Here is a 15575-nt window from a genome sequence, read left to right on the forward strand (position 1 = left end):
CGGGGGCTCTTTCCGGGCCCGCCTTCGCTTGCGTTTTGCAGGGGGGGCTTGTAGTATCGTGCTCCATAACAACTCAAAAATAATTAATTAACTGCTTGATAGTTAATCTAATTACTTCCTTACTATAGTCTGCGTACCGTGCCGTTTCTCCCCTCTTTACAGCTGATCCTGTCGCCTGAATAGGCATTGAAAGGAGGCTTTTTGCCTATGCTCGTTGCTGTTTTAGCAGGTTTTATTCTGGCCGCGCTGGTGCCCCGTCTCTCGCCCCTGCTGGGGTCGAAGATCGGCTGGTGCCTGGCCTTGTTGCCGGCGACGCTGTTCGGGTATTTCCTGAGTTTCTGGCCGGCGGTCACCGGCGGCCAGCCGGTGCTGATCGGTTATGACTGGATCCCCAGCCTCGATATCAGCCTCAATTTCCTGGTCGACGGCCTGAGCCTGATGTTCGCCCTGCTGATCAGCGGCATCGGCACCTTTATCCTGATCTACGCCGGCAGTTACCTCGAGGGCCATAAGGACATCCACAAGCTGCTGATGTACCTGCTGGCCTTTATGGCTTCCATGCTCGGCCTGGTGCTGTCCAACAACCTGATCTCTCTGTTCGTGTTCTGGGAGCTGACCAGCATCACCTCCTACCTGCTGATCGGCTTCAACCACGAGCAGGAGAAGGCGCGCAAGGCGGCGCTGCAGGGGCTTATCGTCACCGTGGGCGGCGGCCTGGCGCTGATGACGGGGCTGATCCTGCTGGGCTATATCGGCGGCAGCTTCGAGCTGAACGAACTGCTGGACCGGGGCGGGTCGTTGCAGGCGCACCCGCTGTTCCTCGGCATGATGATCCTGATCCTGGCGGGCACCTTTACCAAGTCGGCCCAGACCCCCTTCCATTTCTGGCTGCCCAACGCCATGGCGGCGCCGACCCCGGTCAGCGCCTACCTGCACTCGGCCACCATGGTCAAGGCCGGGGTCTACCTGATGGCCCGGCTGCAACCGGCGATGGCCGGCAGCGAGGCCTGGATGCTGACCCTGTCGCTGTTCGGCGCCGTCACCATGACGGTGGGGGCGGTGATGGCGGTGTGCAGCACCGATCTCAAGCGCATCCTGGCGTTTTCCACCGTGATGGCCCTGGGCACCCTGACCATGCTGATCGGCATCGGCACCCCCTACGCGCTGCAGGCGGCCATGGTGTTCCTGCTGGCCCACGCCCTGTACAAGGGGGCGCTCTTTATGGCCGCCGGCACCCTGGATCACGAAACCGGCACCAAGGACGTGCGCGAGCTGGGCGGCCTGCGTGGCCCCATGCCGCAGACCGCGTTCTTTGTCTGGGTTGCGGCCCTGGCGCTGGCGGGGGTGCCGCCGCTGTTCGGCTTTATCGCCAAGGAGCTGATGCTCGAGGCGACCCTGGGGGCCGGCGCCCTGTCCGGCCTGCTGGCGGGATTGGCGGTGATCACCGCCATCTGCATCGTCGCCGCCAGTGCCCTGGTGGCGGTGAAACCTTTCTTCGGGGCCCTGAAGCCCACCCCGAAAAAGCCCCATGAGGCCCCCCCGGCGATGCGGCTGGGCTTTACCGTGCTGGCCAGCCTCGGCCTGCTGCTGGGCCTGCTGCCCGGGCTGGCCGAGCCGCTGCTGCAGGCGGCGGTCACCGCCGTCGGTGGTGTCCCGGCGGGCGGGCTCGATCTGGCGCTGTGGCATGGCTTCAATCTGCCGCTGCTGCTCAGCGCCCTGGCGCTGGTGGCCGGCGCGGTGCTTTATCGTTACTGGGATCTGGCCTACCGGCCGCTGGCGGCGGCCATCCGGCCCCTGGCCTATGGTCCGGAGCGGGGCTACGAAAAAATGATGGACGGCCTGGTGGTGCTGGCGCGCGGCCAGACCCGGGTGCTGCAGAACGGCTACATGACCAATTACATCCTGACCATACTGCTCACCACCATAGCCCTGCTGGCCTACGCCTTCTGGGCCCACGATGCCTTTATCTACCGGCTGTCGTTCGAGGGGGTACGCTTCTACGAGGTGGTGATCAGCCTGCTGATGCTGGTGGCGGTGGTGTATGCCAGCGCCACCCACCTACGGCTGGGCGCGGTGGCGGCGGTGGGGGTGCTGGGCTTCGCCATGGCGTTGATCTACGTGTTTTTCAGCGCGCCGGATCTGGCCATCACTCAGGTGTTGATTGAAACCCTGACCGTGATCCTGCTGGTGCTGGTGCTGTTCCGCCTGCCCGGTTTCCAGGATCTGTCGAGCCCCATGGTGCGCTGGCGCGATGCGCTGGTGGCCGGTGCCTTCGGCATACTGGTGACCATGATGGTGCTGACCGTCAACCAGTCGTCCCTGGGCGAGGGCATTACCGATTACCTGGTGGCGAACAGCTACGCGGTGGCCCACGGCCGCAATATCGTCAACGTCATCCTGGTCGATTATCGGGCGCTGGATACCCTGGGTGAGATCTTCGTGCTGGCCCTGGCGGCCATCGGGGTCAACGCCATGATCCGCTTCCGCTGGGAGGACCAGAAATGAGATCCGATTCGTCCCTGATCCTGCAGACCGCCACCCGTTTCCTGGTGCCGCTGCTGCTGCTGTTTTCGGTGTTCCTGCTGCTGCGCGGGCACAACGAGCCGGGCGGCGGCTTTATCGCCGGGCTGGTGGCGTCCAGCGCCTTCGCCCTGCACCTGTTCGCCTTCGACGCCAGCAGCGCCAAGAAACTGATGGGGGTGGAAACCCAGTTGCTGATGGGCGCGGGGCTACTGCTGGCGCTGGCCAGCGGCGCCGTGGGCATGGTGCTGCACGGCCAGCCTTTTCTGTCCAGCCAGTGGTGGACCCTGTCGGTGCCGGGCATCGGCGAACTCAAGCTGAGCACCCCGCTGTTTTTCGATATCGGCGTCTATCTGGTGGTGATCGGGGTAGTGTCCACCATCATGCTGTCGCTGGCCAAAGTGGAGGAATAAATGGAAAACCTGTTCGCCTTCGTGATCGGCGGCCTCTACGCCACCGCCCTGTTTATGATGCTGCGGCGCAGCATCGTCAAGCTGGTGATCGGCCTGATGATACTGTCCAACGCCGCCAACCTGCTGATCTTTACCGGCGGCGGCCTGGTGCGCGGCGCCCCCCCGCTGATCCCGGAAGGGCTTTATCAGCCGGTTGGCGCCATTGCCGATCCGCTGCCCCAGGCGCTGATCCTGACCGCCATCGTCATCAGCTTCGGGGTGCTGGCCTTCGCCGTGGTGTTGATCCACCGGGCCTACGAAGTGATCGGCGCCGATGATATGAACGAGATGAAGAGCACAGATTTGTGAACGCAGAAGTCATCATTCCCATTCTGATCCCCATGCTGGCCGGGGCCCTGACCCTCACCTGCTGGCGCTGGCGGCTGGTGCAGCGCTGGATATCGGTGTTTTCCGGTGCCGGCCTGCTGCTGGCCGGCCTCTATCTGCTGGCGCAGGTACAGAGCCGGGGCATACTGGTCACCTACGTGGGCAACTGGTCCGCCCCCTACGGCATCACCCTGGTGGCGGACCTGCTCAGTGCCATCATGGTGGTGGTGACCGGGGTCATCGGCCTGGCGGTGGCGGTGTATTCGCTCGCCACCATGAGCCGTAACCACGAGGCCTTCGGCTACTACCCGCTGCTGCATCTGATGCTGTCCGGGGTGGTGGGCGCCTTCCTCACCGGCGATATCTTCAACCTCTATGTGTGGTTCGAGATCATGCTGGTGGCCTCCTTCGGCCTGCTGATCCTGGGCGGAGAGCGTTCCCAGATGGAAGGGGCGCTGAAGTACGTTACCCTCAACCTGATTTCCTCGGCGCTGTTCCTCACCGCCGTCGGCCTGCTGTACGGCTACGCCGGCACCCTCAACATGGCGGACCTGGCCGAGAAGCTGGGCAACGGCGACCAGCCCGGGTTGGTCACGGTGATCGCCATGCTGTTCCTGATCGCCTTCGGCATCAAGGCGGCGGCCTTTCCGCTGTTTTTCTGGCTTCCCGCCTCCTACCATACCCCACCGGTGGCGATTTCGGCGGTGTTCGCCGGCCTGCTCACCAAGGTGGGAGTCTATGCCCTGTACCGGGTGTTCAGCCTGATCTTCGTGCAGGATGTGAGCTTCACCCATCACGGGGTGCTGATGTGGATGGGCATCTTCACCATGCTCACCGGGGTGCTGGGGGCGGCGGCCCAGTTCGAGGTGCGCCGCATCCTTTCCTTCCATATCGTCAGCCAGATAGGCTACATGCTGGTGGGGCTGGCGCTGTTCACGCCCCTGGCCATCGCCGGCGGCGTCTTCTACATCTTTCACCACATCATCGTGAAGACCAACCTGTTCCTGATCAGCGGCGTCATGTACCGCTACCACGGCAGCTACGACCTGTCCCGGCTGGGCGGCCTGTACCGTTCGGCGCCCTGGCTGGCGCTGCTGTTCCTGATCCCGGCCATGTCGCTGGCGGGGCTGCCGCCGCTGTCGGGCTTTTTCGCCAAATACACGGTGATCAAGGCGGGCGTGCTGGCGGAATCCTGGTTTATGGTGGCCATCGCCCTGATCGTGGGCCTGCTGACCCTGTATTCGATGATCAAGATCTGGGCCGAGGCCTTCTGGAAGGAGCTGCCGGAGGATGCCAAGCCCCTGCGCGGCGGCTCGGATCCGCACCGCTACCTGCTCTATCTGCCGGTGCTGAGCCTGGCCCTGATCACCCTGGGGATAGGCTTCGGTGCCGAGTGGTTCGTGCAGCTGGCGATGGACACGGCGGCGCAGCTGCTGTCGCCGGAGCTGTATATTGACGCCGTACTGGGAGGACGCCCATGAGAGCCTTTGGTTGGAACATGCTGCTGGCCCTGGCCTGGGTCATCCTGTCCGGCACCTATACCATCAGCAACCTCTTTATCGGCATGGTGCTGAGCTACCTGGTGCTGGCCTACGTGGGGCGGGACAAGCCGATGTTCGCCCGCTATCTGGGCAAGCTGCCCAAGATAGTCAGCTTCGTGCTGTTCTTCATCTGGGATCTGATCAAGGCCAACGCCCGGGTCGCCTACGACGTGCTCACCCCCACCCACCTGATGCGGCCGGGGGTGATCGCCATTCCGCTGGATGTGAAGGATGACGGCGCCATCACCATGTTCGCCAACCTGATCACCGCCACCCCGGGATCCCTGGCGCTGGACGTGTCGAGCGACCGCAAGGTGCTCTATGTGCACCTGATGTACCTGGATGACGAGTCCCGCCAACTGGCGGAGTTCAAGGCCCTCGAGGCCCGTGTTATCGATTTGCTGGGATAAGCCTATGTTCGACCTTGCCCTTACCTTGTCTTTCGTGTTCCTGAGCCTGGGGCTGGTGCTGGCGACGGCCCGGCTGCTGCTCGGCCCGACCCTGCCGGATCGGGTGGTGGCGCTGGAGGTGATCGCCTCCATGACCGTCGGTTTTATCGTGCTCTACAGCGTGGCCTACGATACCCCGCAGTTTATCGACGTGGCCATCGTGCTGGCGCTGACATCCTTTATGGCGGCGGTGGGCTTCGCCCGTTACTTGGAACGGGGAGGCCAGCGCGATGATGACTGAAATCATTACCAGCCTGTTCATGCTGCTCGGCTCCTTCCTGATGCTGCTGGCGGGGCTGGGCATCATCCGCATGCCGGACCTGCTGACCCGGATGCACGCCACCAGCAAGGCCGGTGCCCTGGGTGCCGGCCTGATGGCCTGCGGTTTTGCGGTATATTTCCAGGAGGCGAGCGTGGTGGTGCGGGCCCTGGCGGTGGTGGTGTTCGTGATCATGACGGCGCCGGTGGCGGCCCATGTGCTGGCCCGGGCCGGTTACTTCGTGGGCATCAAGCTGTGGGAGGGTACGGTGAAGGATGTGATTAAGGAACGCTACGATCTCAAGACCCACCAGCTCGGCAGCTCCTCGCGCAAGCGGGAAGAGGATTGAGGTCAGCAGTCGTCGGTCGGCGGGAGCGCCTTGGGGCGCTGCCACCTGTCGGCATCCAGTCCGACTCGCCGCATCAGGCGCAGGGCCTCGTCCTGCTGCTGTTGCCCTGCCACCGTCATGGCCGCCAGGTACATGAGTAGTGGCCCCCGGTCGGCGCTGCTGCTCTTGAGTTGATGCACGGCGCCGATCAGTTCGCGCAGGTGTAATGGCAGGCGCCACTGTATCTTGAGCCGGTTGCCATAGCCGGCGGCCCAGCGGCTCAGGCTGTCGTCTATCTGTGGCTCCGATATCGAGCCGCCCTGTCGGATAAAATCCTGCAAGGCGCGCAGCACGCCCAGTTCGCCCACCCGGCTCAGCAGCCCCGCCGTGTAGAAGGCGACGCCTTCCAGCCCCAGGCTGAGCGCCATGCCTCGGGCGATGGCGGCCACCTGCTCGGCCTGCTGCAGATGGTAGCGTGCCCGCTCGCCCAGGCGGGGATCGGCGAGGGAGCGGGAAATGTCCAGGGACAGGGCGAAGGCCTGGTTGAGCGCCATCTCCACGCCCATGGCGGCGATGGCTTCTTCCAGCTTGCAGATGGGTTTGCCGGCCCGGCCCAGAGAGGCGCTGTTGGCGATATCCAGCAGCCTGGCCGAGAGTGCGGCCAAGCCGCGCCAGTGCCGGGCCAGTTCGGCCGGAGACAGCTCCTGGCGGCGCTCCATCAGGGCCAGCACTGCCTGCTGCTCGATGTCCGTGGGCAGTTGTATGGCGCGTTCGGCCGTCTCGGCCAGATAGCGGTCGAGGGGAGGAGGAGCGGGGCGGTCGGGAGCGGTATCCGTCCTCAGCAAGGGCTGTAGCCGCTGGTGTAGCAGGGCCACATCGAAGGGTTTGGCGATAAAGCCGCTGATGCCGTACCGGGCGGCGGTGAGTACCGTTTCCTTATCGGTGCGCGCACTGAGCATGATGATGGGAGTGGTTTTGTCCCTGGCCCGGATATGGCGGACCAGGGCCAGGGCCGAGCCGTCGGGCAGGCTCCATTCGCTGATCACCAGGGAAGGGAGGTGGCGGTGCCAGACACGGATAGCGTCTTCGATGCTGCGACTCATGTGCACCCCAATGTCCGGTGCCAGCCCCATGATCACGGTTTCCAGCAACTCCGCCGTGGGGAGATGGTGTTCAAGGATCAGTACCTTCATTCGGGCTCGCCATATCTGTAGCGCCGGTCGGGCTCAGTCTATTGTCCGGACGGGGATGACGCCATACCCATAAGGTCGCAAGGGCGGTTTCCCGCTCCGCGCTTCACACCGAGGCGATTTCTTCTTCGGTAAGGTGGCGCCATTCGCCTTCCGCCAGGTTGTCGTCCAGGCGAATGGCGCCGATTTGCAGCCGGTGCAGGCCCACCACCTTGTTGCCCACGGCGGCGAACATGCGTTTCACCTGGTGGTATTTGCCTTCCTGGATGGTCAGCAGTACCCGGGTGGGGCTGAGCACGTCCAGGGTGGCGGGCTGGGTGGGTTTGGGCTCGCCGTGCAGCATGACCCCTTCCTTGAAGCGGGCGGCGGTGCCTTCGGCCAGGGGCTCGGTCAGATCCACCCGGTAAACCTTGCCGCAGGCCTTCTTCGGCGAACGCAGGCGGTGGGACCATTGGCCGTCGTCGGTGAGCAGCAGCAGGCCGGTGGTGTCCACATCCAGTCGGCCGGCGCACTGTAGGTCGCGGCACAGTTCCGGCGGCAACAGCTGCAGCACGCAGGGATGGTCTTCATCCTGGGTGGCGCTGATGTAGCCCTTGGGTTTGTGCAGCAGGATGTAGCGGGACGGATGAAGACTCAGCAGACGCCCTTCCAGGCGCACCTCCTGCTCCCGGACGTGCAGATCACCCTTTTTGACAATGATGCCATCCACCGTGACCTCGCCCCGGTGCAGGGCCTTCTTGGCCAGGGAGCGGGTCAGGCCGGTGCTCTCGCACAGGAAACGATCGAGGCGCATCAGGCTTGTTCACCTTCATCGGTGGCGGGCTCGGCCGCCACCTCGTCCTGCAGCAGCCATTCGCTGAGGATGGCCCTGGCCTGGTCGAGGCCCGTGCCCTTGAGCGAGCTGAAGGCCTCGACCCGGATATTGCCGCCGAAGATGGCCACGGCTTCACGTACCCTGAGCACTTCCGCCTTGCGGGCGCCGGATTTCAGCTTGTCGCACTTGGTCAGCAGCGCCAGCACCGGCAGCTCGCAGTCACAGGCCCACTGCAGCAGTTGCTGGTCGATGTCCTTCAGCGGATGGCGGATATCCATCAGCACCACCAGGCCCTTGAGGCTGTCGCGCTGCTGCAGGTATTCGGAGAGGGCCGCCTGCCATTTCAGCTTCATCTCTTCCGGTACCTTGGCGTAGCCGTAGCCGGGCAGGTCGATCAGCCGCTTGCCTTCGCTCAGCTCGAACACGTTGATCAGCTGGGTGCGGCCCGGGGTTTTACTGGTCCGGGCCAGGCTTTTCTGCTGGGTAATGGTGTTCAAGGCGGACGATTTACCGGCATTGGACCGTCCCGCGAACGCGATTTCCACGCCGGTGTCTTCCGGCATATGTTTGATGTTGGGCGCGCTGGTGATAAAGCGGGCTGCGTTGAAATTTATCTGCTTGTTATCCAATGTGAAATCCCCGAGGTTCTGAACCCGCCTTGCTTACTTTCTCGCAAAATCGTGTAAAATGGTGCCGTTTTTTAAGTCGCATTGTAACATGCCGCCTCTGGTATGTGATCTGGAAGCTCTTACAACGAGAAGTCGGAACGTCATGAAAAAAATTGTTTTCACGCTAGCCTTAATGCTCGGAGTTGTCGGTGCAGCGCAGGCTCAGGGCGATGCCGAAACCGGCAAAGCCAAGGCCGCCACCTGTGTCGCTTGTCATGGTAATGATGGCAACAGTCCGACCGATATGTACCCTAAACTGGCAGGCCAGCACGCCTCCTACATCGAAAAACAGCTGCTTGAGTTCAAGGCGGCCGCCGCTGGTGGTACCGGCCGCGCCAATGCTATCATGGCCGGCATGGTAATGCCCCTGTCCGAGCAGGACATGGCCGATCTGGCCGCCTATTATGCCAGCGAAGCGGTCACCCCCGTCGCGGTATCGGAAGCGGTGATCGAGCAGGGCGCCGCCCTGTACCAGGGCGGCGACATCGAGCGTGGTATCACCGCCTGTATCGCCTGTCACGGTCCCCGTGGCGAAGGCCTGGAGTCGGCCAAGTTCCCGCGCCTGTCCGGCCAGCACCCGGCCTATATCAAGGCCCAGCTGGAAGCGTTCCGCAGCGGTGCGCGCGAAAACGATCCCAACGGCATGATGCGCGACATCGCCACCAAGCTGACCGACGCGGACATCGAAGTCCTGTCTCAATACGTAGTAGGTCTGCGTTAATTCAAAGGGGGGCCTGCGCCCCCCGGCTTTCCTGGTTTGCCATGTCCGTGCAGTCGCAAGACGTTCCCTGTCCCCTCTGTCACCATACCGAGACGCCCCTGTTCTGGCAGGATCGACGGCGATGCTATCTCCGTTGCCGCCGGTGCAGCCTGATTTTCGTGCCGCCCGCCGAACGGCTGGGCGCGGCGGCGGAGAAGACGGTGTACGACACGCACCGCAACCAGGTGGACGATCCGGGTTACCGGCGTTTCCTGAGCCGACTGGCCGAGCCGCTGACGGCGCGGCTGGCGCCCGCAAGCACCGGGCTGGATTTCGGCTGCGGGCCGGGGCCGGCCCTGGCCGCCATGCTCACCGAGGCGGGTTTTGCCACCACCACCTATGATCCTTATTATGCGGATCATCCCGAACGGTTGCGGCGGCAATACGACTTCGTGACCTGCAGCGAGGCGATAGAACACTTTTACCAGCCGGGACGGGAATGGCGGCAGTTGCTGGCCATGCTCAGGCCCGGCGGCTGGCTGGGGCTGATGACCAAGCTGGCCCGCGACCAGGCGGCCTTTGCCCACTGGCACTACAAACAGGATCCCACCCATGTCAGCTTTTTCAGCCGGGACACCTTCCTCTGGCTGGCGACCCGGGACGGGCTCGGCATCGAATTCATCGGTGCCGATGTGATACTTCTGCAAAAACCGGAGTCTGTATGACACGTATTAAAAAGACCCGCACGCCGGGTCAACTCGGGACCCGCAAGGAAAGTCGGGAAAATGCCGAGCAGAGCAGGGAGCGCAAGCGCAAGGCCAGGCGCAAGGGACTGGCTCCCGGCTCTCGTCATAACCCGGGCGGCGAGTCCGGCGGCGGTGCCGCCAAGGTGCAGAAGGATCCGCGTCTGGGCTCCAAAAAACCGGTGGCGCTGATCAAGGACGAGACCAGGGCGGCACCGGTCGCCAGGGTCAGGGTGGCCAAGCCCGAGGCCCTGACCCCGGAGCAGGAACTGGAGCGGCTGGAGAACGACGAGCGGCTCAACGCCCTGCTGGACCGAGTCGACGCCGGCGACAAGCTGGACAAGGACGACGCCGCCTGGCTCGATCAGACCCTGGCCCGTCACCAGCAGTTGCTGGAGCAGCTCGGCCTGCTGGAGGAAGAGGACGAGGCGCCGGAAGAGGGCGATGACCTCTGGACCCGCTTTATGGACGCGGATCTTGATCCTGCGCAATACCAGGAGAAGGAAGATAAGTCATGATCTCACCCTGGCTGATGGCCGCCCTGCTGGGCGGCCTCATCATAGTGGGTCTGGCGGTGTACGCGGGTATCCTGCTGGCCCGGCTGAAGCAGCAGACGCAACGGCGCGAACAGGCCATCATTCGGCGCAATACGCGTATCCTCGACAGCATCCGTACCATCGCCATGGCGGTGCGCGACGATCAGTGCAACCTGTCGGAAGGGGCCATTCGCCTGACCAATCTGCTCAACACCCTGCAGTTCAGCCGGCCGAGGGATTTTGCCCAGGACTACCCGGGCCTCTACGATCTCTATGACAAGGTCAAGGAGATGCCGACCCACGAGGCGCGCAAGCAATACAAGCGCAACGAAATCATGCGTCTGGATCTGCAGCGCGCCGGTTTCGAACACGAGCTTGAAGCTCGGATAAAAATTGAGGTCGAGCGGCTGGCCAGCCTGGAACTGCCCGGTCGCTGACCCGGGGAGGAGGCAATGTCAGCAAGCATCGAGTGGGATCAGTCCCTCATCGAGAAATACAACTATTCGGGGCCCAGGTACACGTCCTACCCCACGGCCCTGGAGTTCAACGAATCCTTCGGCATGGCCGAGTTCGAGGCCGCCGCCGGGCGCTATCCCGAGCGACCCCTGTCGCTCTACGTGCACGTGCCCTTCTGCCACAAGCTGTGTTACTACTGCGGCTGCAACAAGGTGATCACCCGCCACCAGGGCAAGGCCGACGTCTACCTGGACTACCTGGAGCGGGAGGTCGAGCGCCTGGCGCCGCTGTTCGCCGGCCGCACCGTGACCCAGCTGCACTGGGGCGGCGGCACCCCCACCTTCCTCACCGAACCGCAGATCCGCCGGCTCAACGGCCTGCTGCGCCGCCATTTCCGCTTCGCCGAACGGGGCGAGTTCAGCATCGAGATTGACCCGCGGGAAATCGCGCTGTCGGTGCTGGAAGTGCTGAAGGAGGAAGGTTTCAACCGCATCAGCCTGGGGGTGCAGGACTTCGACAAGGCGGTGCAGAAGGTGGTGAACCGGGAGCAGGACAACGACTTCATCAAGGCGCTGGTCAAACACGCGGCCGAACTCGGTTTCGAGTCCACCAACCTGGACCTGATCTATGGTCTGCCGCTGCAGACCCCGGCCAGCTTCCGCCATACCCTGGAGCAGGTGGCGGCCATGAGGCCGGCCCGGCTGTCGGTGTTCAACTACGCCCACCTGCCCAGCCGCTTCGCCGCCCAGCGCAAGCTGAACGAGGCGGACATGCCCCAACCCGCCCAGAAGCTGGCCATGCTGCAGGACACCATCGGTTACCTCACCGGCCAGGGCTACCAGTTCATCGGCATGGATCACTTTGCCCTGCCGGACGACAGCCTGGCGGTGGCCCAGCGCCGGGGCGAGCTGCACCGCAACTTCCAGGGTTATACCACCCAGGGCGATTGCGACCTGCTGGGGCTGGGGGTGTCCGCCATCAGCATGATCGGCGACGCCTATTCCCAGAACCACAAGGATCTCAAGCGCTACTACGGCCGGCTCGACCAACTGGGCCACGCCCAGACGGTGGGCTATGCCCTGAACGAGGACGACCGGTTGCGCCGGGATCTGATCAAGACCCTGATCTGCAACTTCGAGCTGGAGGTCGCGCCCCTGGAGCGGGCATACGGCATCCGCTTCGCCGACTACTTCGCCGAGGATATCGCGCTGTTGCAGACCTTCGTCGACGACGGCCTGGTGGCGCTGGGCGCCGGCGCCATCCGGGTGGCGCCCAAGGGCCGGCTGCTGATCCGCAACATCTGCATGTGTTTCGACGTGCACCTGCGCCGCCAGGCCCGGATGCAGCAGTTCTCCCGGGTGATCTGAGCGCGAGGGGCGACTCCGACGCAGGAGGGAGTTTACCGGACCGGGGTTGCCGCCCGCTCCGGCCTTTTGCTTACCTTCCCGTAGGGGACCTTTCGTCATAGGGTATTCCTTACCCTTAAATAAGGTTTCCCTTATTGAGGTATCTCGCCATTCTCGCAATGATCCGCTGTTCGTGGCCGCTGATATCCAGATTAAAGTCTCATACCTTGGTTATTCTGCCTTGCCTCCATGGAGTAGGGCGCTTCATTTCAATACCACAGAGCTGATGGGACTAAAGTTGGTATCCTCCTGCTATAGTAAGGATTTCCTTACTCAAAAATGGGCCTCGCCTGATTGAGGGATGGGGCGGTTTTCGCAATAATAATCGTCGATCATTAGAGGAGGCGAATGCTCCTATTTTTTGGTCGGCGCTATTGAAGGGATAATATCCTTGATGCCTCGTAATTTTTCATTCTTTGGGTATTTGTCCCGGTTATTATGAGTTTTAATTTTTTCATGGATATATAAATAATTGCTATAGGTAAAGCCGATGGCCGAATTCCTGAAAACATTGTTCAACATTCGTAGCCTGCGCGCCGCTACCCATGAACTGACCGCGGAGCAACTGGAAGAGGGGCTGGCCAAGTTGATGGCGGTTGTAGAGGAACGGCGCGGAGCCGAGGCCTTGGAACGTGTGGCCACGGAAGAGCGTGAGCGAAAGCTGAGAGCATTGCTCAGCCAACTGGAAGCCGACGGCATCGACGTCAGGGACATCGTCAAGGTCACCAAACCTGGCAGGCAATCCACCGGCGTTCGTGAAAAACGGCCCGCCAAGTATGAATACCGAGACGAAAACGGAGAATACAAAACCTGGTCCGGGCAGGGTCGGACGCCCAGCGTTATCCGAAGAGCCATGGAGGGTGGGGAGAAGAGAATGGAAGATTTTCTGATCGGGTAGCCTCTTCGCATGTAAACCGGGCATCGGGCTGTTTTGGCGGTGCTCTGTAAACTGTTGATGGAGGCTCTGTTCAGCGGCTACTGCCCTTATGCCCAGCTGTTCGGAGTATCCGTTTAAATATGGAAGCATATGCCAACTATTAAAAACCTGAGCATTATCCTGAAGCTCTGCATCGGTTTCGGGATACTGTTTTTCTTCGTCCTCTTGCTGTCTATGTTCGGGCTTTACGGGTTACACAATAACGATGTGACGTTAAAACGTATCTCTCAGATCGGCAATCTATTCGACGAGATAGTCTTTACCCGTGAGGCCAATTACCAGTACGCGCTGGATAGTGATTCCCATCAGGCAGAGGAGCACAATCAGCGACATAAAAATCTCCAGGGTGCCATCGACCAGTTACTGATCGACGCTGAAGCCGGTCTGTGGCCGCCTCAGGATATTGCTGTCCTGAAAGATTTGAAAAATGATCTGGATAATTACTTGAAGATGAGGGCGTCCACGCATACAAGATCCGAGCTGCTCGCCGCCAATGAGTTGCTCTCGGAACTACTGGACAAAAGCAACGAATTGTATATTTCCGAGGAAGAGCGAGCCGCCGAGCTGGCCAGCAAGGTGTTTTATCTGCTCATCATTATTACCCTGGTTACATTGGTAATGGGAGGAATAGTGACTGTCGTCATCAGTCGGCAGATTGTCCTGCCATTGAAACAGGCGGTTCGAATCGCCCAGCGAATAGCCAATGGTGATCTTGTCTTGGAGCAACAAGGCGAGAATCGCAGGGACGAACTGGGCACATTACTCTCTTCTCTCGACACAATGAACTCCAGCCTGCGTAACGTGGTTTCTCAGATGGGGTTGGCGTCCCATGAACTCACTGCCTCCGCTTCTCAGTTAACCACCATTACCGACGTGACTCAGGGGCAAATCAACGACCAGAAGAGTGAAACATATTTGATTGCCTCGGCGATGGGCGAGATTGCCGCTACGGTGCAAGACGTGGCCCGTAACGCCGAGGAAATCGCAACGGCCGCCAAAAACACCGCCGGAGAGGTCCTCAATGCACAGGCTCTGTCACGACGGGCCATCACACAGATTGAATCTCTCTCCTCGGAAATTGTGAGCTCTGCGGATTTCATGGGGCGCCTGCAGCAAGAATGCGGGCGCATCGGTAGTATCCTTAACGTGATTAAGGAAGTCACGGATCAGACCAACCTGTTGGCGCTTAATGCCGCTATCGAGGCCGCTCGGGCGGGGGACGCCGGCCGGGGATTTGCCGTGGTGGCGGATGAAGTTCGTAATTTGGCCCAACGGACCCAGCGGTCGTCGAATGAAATAGAGCAGTTGATTTCAGAACTTCAGGGCATTGCCGACGAAAGTACGGCCACCATGCAGGCAAGCGTAGAGCACACCCAGGCATCCGTGGCCGCGGTTCGCGAGACGGGAGCGGCGTTGGACGTCATCACCCGGCAGGTATCCAATATCCAACTGATGAGCGAGCTTATCGCGACCACTACCGAAGAACAGGCCGCGGTCACCGCGGAGAGCAACGAACGAGTGTCGACGGTGCGAGCCTCGGCCGAGGCGTCGGCCAGCGCGAGTGCGGAAATTTCAGTGGCGAGCGGCCAGTTGGAGAGTTTGAGCAAAGAGCTGAATAGCCTGGTGAGATATTTCAGCAACGTCTGAGGCGTCGTTGGGCCGGGTTTAATAACAGTGGGGAAAGGGATGTTGAAAAGTGCCAGGGTAATTTTTGTTGTTCAAATTTTCATGACGGTATCCCTTATTTTAGGGATATCCAGCTATGTCGACTACGAGTCGGCAAGGGAAAGACTGAACAAATCACTCTTGGCATCGATTGACAGCGCGAATGCTCGTATGAGTCGAAGCTTGCCTAAGGCTATATGGGATTTTGACCTGCAGGCGGCCAAGCTGGCGATTGCCGCAGAGCTAAAGTTGCCGGATATTCGGGCCATTAAAGTGAAGGATGTGGTAGGCAATCCTGTTTTATTTCTTTATCTTCCCTCTGAACAAATAGTGTTGCCGAAGAGGTTGTGCCCGGGTCTATTTCTGAATATGAAACGCTATTTCAATTGGAGCAGTCGCTGGTGTTTGAGGAATATGACAGTTTTAACGATGTCGGTGCGGTGGTTACCTATTACGATGAATCCCACATGGAGTTGTCTTTGGCGAGGGTGCTATGGCGTAGCATTATAGATCTCGTTGTGTTGGATGCGTTGCTGATCTTCTTCCTGAACCTTGCGTTAAATAACTGATCCTAATAGTGCTCA

Annotated in this window: 18 protein-coding genes; 15 read left to right on the top strand and 3 right to left on the bottom strand. The window is 61.3% G+C overall.

All coding sequences use genetic code 11. The features are described from left to right. The first annotated feature begins 207 nt into the window (after positions 1–207). From C7H85_RS10780 to mnhG, 7 genes are read left to right on the top strand one after another with little or no spacing between them, the layout of a single operon-like run. The gene (locus C7H85_RS10780) at positions 208–2505 is read left to right on the top strand and encodes a putative monovalent cation/H+ antiporter subunit A (RefSeq protein ID WP_106729720.1); all 2298 of its coding nucleotides are present in this window, start codon (positions 208–210) and stop codon (positions 2503–2505) included. Continuing rightward, on the top strand, positions 2502–2933 hold the full coding sequence (locus tag C7H85_RS10785; RefSeq protein ID WP_106729721.1) for a Na+/H+ antiporter subunit B: 432 nt from the start codon (positions 2502–2504) through the stop codon (positions 2931–2933). Before C7H85_RS10780 ends, C7H85_RS10785 begins: the two co-directional genes overlap by 4 nt. Beyond that, positions 2934–3281 carry a Na+/H+ antiporter subunit C gene (locus tag C7H85_RS10790; RefSeq protein ID WP_106729722.1) on the top strand — a complete coding sequence of 116 codons (348 nt, stop codon included), beginning with the start codon at positions 2934–2936 and terminating at the stop codon, positions 3279–3281. Continuing rightward, positions 3278–4780 (top strand): Na+/H+ antiporter subunit D, encoded by a 1503-nt coding sequence (locus C7H85_RS10795; protein WP_106729723.1) that lies wholly within the window; start codon positions 3278–3280, stop codon positions 4778–4780. Before C7H85_RS10790 ends, C7H85_RS10795 begins: the two co-directional genes overlap by 4 nt. Then, positions 4777–5250, top strand: coding sequence for a Na+/H+ antiporter subunit E (locus C7H85_RS10800; RefSeq protein WP_106729724.1), 474 nt, complete (start codon positions 4777–4779; stop codon positions 5248–5250). Before C7H85_RS10795 ends, C7H85_RS10800 begins: the two co-directional genes overlap by 4 nt. Positions 5251–5254: 4 nt before the next feature. Beyond that, positions 5255–5530 (top strand): cation:proton antiporter, encoded by a 276-nt coding sequence (locus tag C7H85_RS10805; RefSeq protein ID WP_106729725.1) that lies wholly within the window; start codon positions 5255–5257, stop codon positions 5528–5530. Next, positions 5523–5897 carry a monovalent cation/H(+) antiporter subunit G gene (gene mnhG / locus C7H85_RS10810; RefSeq protein ID WP_106729927.1) on the top strand — a complete coding sequence of 125 codons (375 nt, stop codon included), beginning with the start codon at positions 5523–5525 and terminating at the stop codon, positions 5895–5897. The genes C7H85_RS10805 and mnhG overlap by 8 nt, the downstream gene beginning before the upstream one ends. 2 nt (positions 5898–5899) lie before the next feature. Here the strand turns inward: mnhG and C7H85_RS10815 are convergent, their stop codons facing one another. From C7H85_RS10815 to yihA, 3 genes are all read right to left on the bottom strand, one after another. Then, complete coding sequence (locus tag C7H85_RS10815; RefSeq protein WP_106729726.1) at positions 5900–7069, bottom strand: HDOD domain-containing protein; 1170 nt, start codon at positions 7067–7069, stop codon at positions 5900–5902. Positions 7070–7172: 103 nt separating this feature from the next. Next, positions 7173–7859, bottom strand: a complete 687-nt coding sequence (gene rsuA, locus C7H85_RS10820; RefSeq protein ID WP_106729727.1) for a 16S rRNA pseudouridine(516) synthase RsuA — start codon at positions 7857–7859, stop codon at positions 7173–7175. Further along, positions 7859–8509, bottom strand: coding sequence for a ribosome biogenesis GTP-binding protein YihA/YsxC (gene yihA, locus C7H85_RS10825; RefSeq protein ID WP_106729728.1), 651 nt, complete (start codon positions 8507–8509; stop codon positions 7859–7861). Before yihA ends, rsuA begins: the two co-directional genes overlap by 1 nt. A 142-nt stretch (positions 8510–8651) precedes the next feature. Here yihA and C7H85_RS10830 point away from each other — a divergent pair, with 142 nt between their 5' ends. The 8 genes from C7H85_RS10830 (at position 8652) to C7H85_RS19565 (ending at position 15501) form a co-directional block, all read left to right on the top strand. Further along, positions 8652–9269, top strand: a complete 618-nt coding sequence (locus tag C7H85_RS10830; RefSeq protein WP_106729729.1) for a c-type cytochrome — start codon at positions 8652–8654, stop codon at positions 9267–9269. A gap of 41 nt (positions 9270–9310) precedes the next feature. Continuing rightward, the gene (locus C7H85_RS10835; RefSeq protein WP_106729730.1) at positions 9311–9973 is read left to right on the top strand and encodes a class I SAM-dependent methyltransferase; all 663 of its coding nucleotides are present in this window, start codon (positions 9311–9313) and stop codon (positions 9971–9973) included. Beyond that, positions 9970–10509, top strand: coding sequence for a Der GTPase-activating protein YihI (gene yihI / locus C7H85_RS10840; protein ID WP_106729731.1), 540 nt, complete (start codon positions 9970–9972; stop codon positions 10507–10509). Before C7H85_RS10835 ends, yihI begins: the two co-directional genes overlap by 4 nt. Positions 10510–10520: 11 nt before the next feature. Beyond that, positions 10521–10964, top strand: coding sequence for a DUF2489 domain-containing protein (locus C7H85_RS10845; RefSeq protein WP_210433640.1), 444 nt, complete (start codon positions 10521–10523; stop codon positions 10962–10964). A gap of 15 nt (positions 10965–10979) precedes the next feature. Beyond that, complete coding sequence (hemN, locus tag C7H85_RS10850) at positions 10980–12350, top strand: oxygen-independent coproporphyrinogen III oxidase (RefSeq protein WP_106729733.1); 1371 nt, start codon at positions 10980–10982, stop codon at positions 12348–12350. Positions 12351–12879: 529 nt separating this feature from the next. Further along, complete coding sequence (locus C7H85_RS10855; protein WP_106729734.1) at positions 12880–13287, top strand: H-NS family histone-like protein; 408 nt, start codon at positions 12880–12882, stop codon at positions 13285–13287. A 129-nt stretch (positions 13288–13416) separates the two neighbouring features. Continuing rightward, positions 13417–14973 carry a methyl-accepting chemotaxis protein gene (locus C7H85_RS10860; RefSeq protein WP_106729735.1) on the top strand — a complete coding sequence of 519 codons (1557 nt, stop codon included), beginning with the start codon at positions 13417–13419 and terminating at the stop codon, positions 14971–14973. Between the two features lie 39 nt (positions 14974–15012). Beyond that, the gene (locus tag C7H85_RS19565) at positions 15013–15501 is read left to right on the top strand and encodes a hypothetical protein (RefSeq protein WP_146140445.1); all 489 of its coding nucleotides are present in this window, start codon (positions 15013–15015) and stop codon (positions 15499–15501) included. Positions 15502–15575: the final 74 nt, after the last annotated feature.

Origin of the sequence: Zobellella endophytica, assembly GCF_003012775.1 — a bacterium.
Classification (GTDB): domain Bacteria; phylum Pseudomonadota; class Gammaproteobacteria; order Enterobacterales; family Aeromonadaceae; genus Oceanimonas; species Oceanimonas endophytica.

Coding starts and splice junctions, on each gene's coding strand:
- C7H85_RS10805 (WP_106729725.1), top strand. CDS start 5,255: ATGTTCGACCTTGCCCTTACCTTGTCTTTCGTGTTCCTGAGCCTGGGG.
- rsuA (WP_106729727.1), bottom strand. CDS start 7,859: ATGCGCCTCGATCGTTTCCTGTGCGAGAGCACCGGCCTGACCCGCTCC.
- C7H85_RS10785 (WP_106729721.1), top strand. CDS start 2,502: ATGAGATCCGATTCGTCCCTGATCCTGCAGACCGCCACCCGTTTCCTG.
- hemN (WP_106729733.1), top strand. CDS start 10,980: ATGTCAGCAAGCATCGAGTGGGATCAGTCCCTCATCGAGAAATACAAC.
- C7H85_RS10860 (WP_106729735.1), top strand. CDS start 13,417: ATGCCAACTATTAAAAACCTGAGCATTATCCTGAAGCTCTGCATCGGT.
- C7H85_RS10830 (WP_106729729.1), top strand. CDS start 8,652: ATGAAAAAAATTGTTTTCACGCTAGCCTTAATGCTCGGAGTTGTCGGT.
- mnhG (WP_106729927.1), top strand. CDS start 5,523: ATGACTGAAATCATTACCAGCCTGTTCATGCTGCTCGGCTCCTTCCTG.
- C7H85_RS10790 (WP_106729722.1), top strand. CDS start 2,934: ATGGAAAACCTGTTCGCCTTCGTGATCGGCGGCCTCTACGCCACCGCC.
- C7H85_RS10855 (WP_106729734.1), top strand. CDS start 12,880: ATGGCCGAATTCCTGAAAACATTGTTCAACATTCGTAGCCTGCGCGCC.
- C7H85_RS19565 (WP_146140445.1), top strand. CDS start 15,013: ATGTTGAAAAGTGCCAGGGTAATTTTTGTTGTTCAAATTTTCATGACG.
- C7H85_RS10800 (WP_106729724.1), top strand. CDS start 4,777: ATGAGAGCCTTTGGTTGGAACATGCTGCTGGCCCTGGCCTGGGTCATC.
- C7H85_RS10780 (WP_106729720.1), top strand. CDS start 208: ATGCTCGTTGCTGTTTTAGCAGGTTTTATTCTGGCCGCGCTGGTGCCC.
- yihI (WP_106729731.1), top strand. CDS start 9,970: ATGACACGTATTAAAAAGACCCGCACGCCGGGTCAACTCGGGACCCGC.
- C7H85_RS10835 (WP_106729730.1), top strand. CDS start 9,311: ATGTCCGTGCAGTCGCAAGACGTTCCCTGTCCCCTCTGTCACCATACC.
- C7H85_RS10815 (WP_106729726.1), bottom strand. CDS start 7,069: ATGAAGGTACTGATCCTTGAACACCATCTCCCCACGGCGGAGTTGCTG.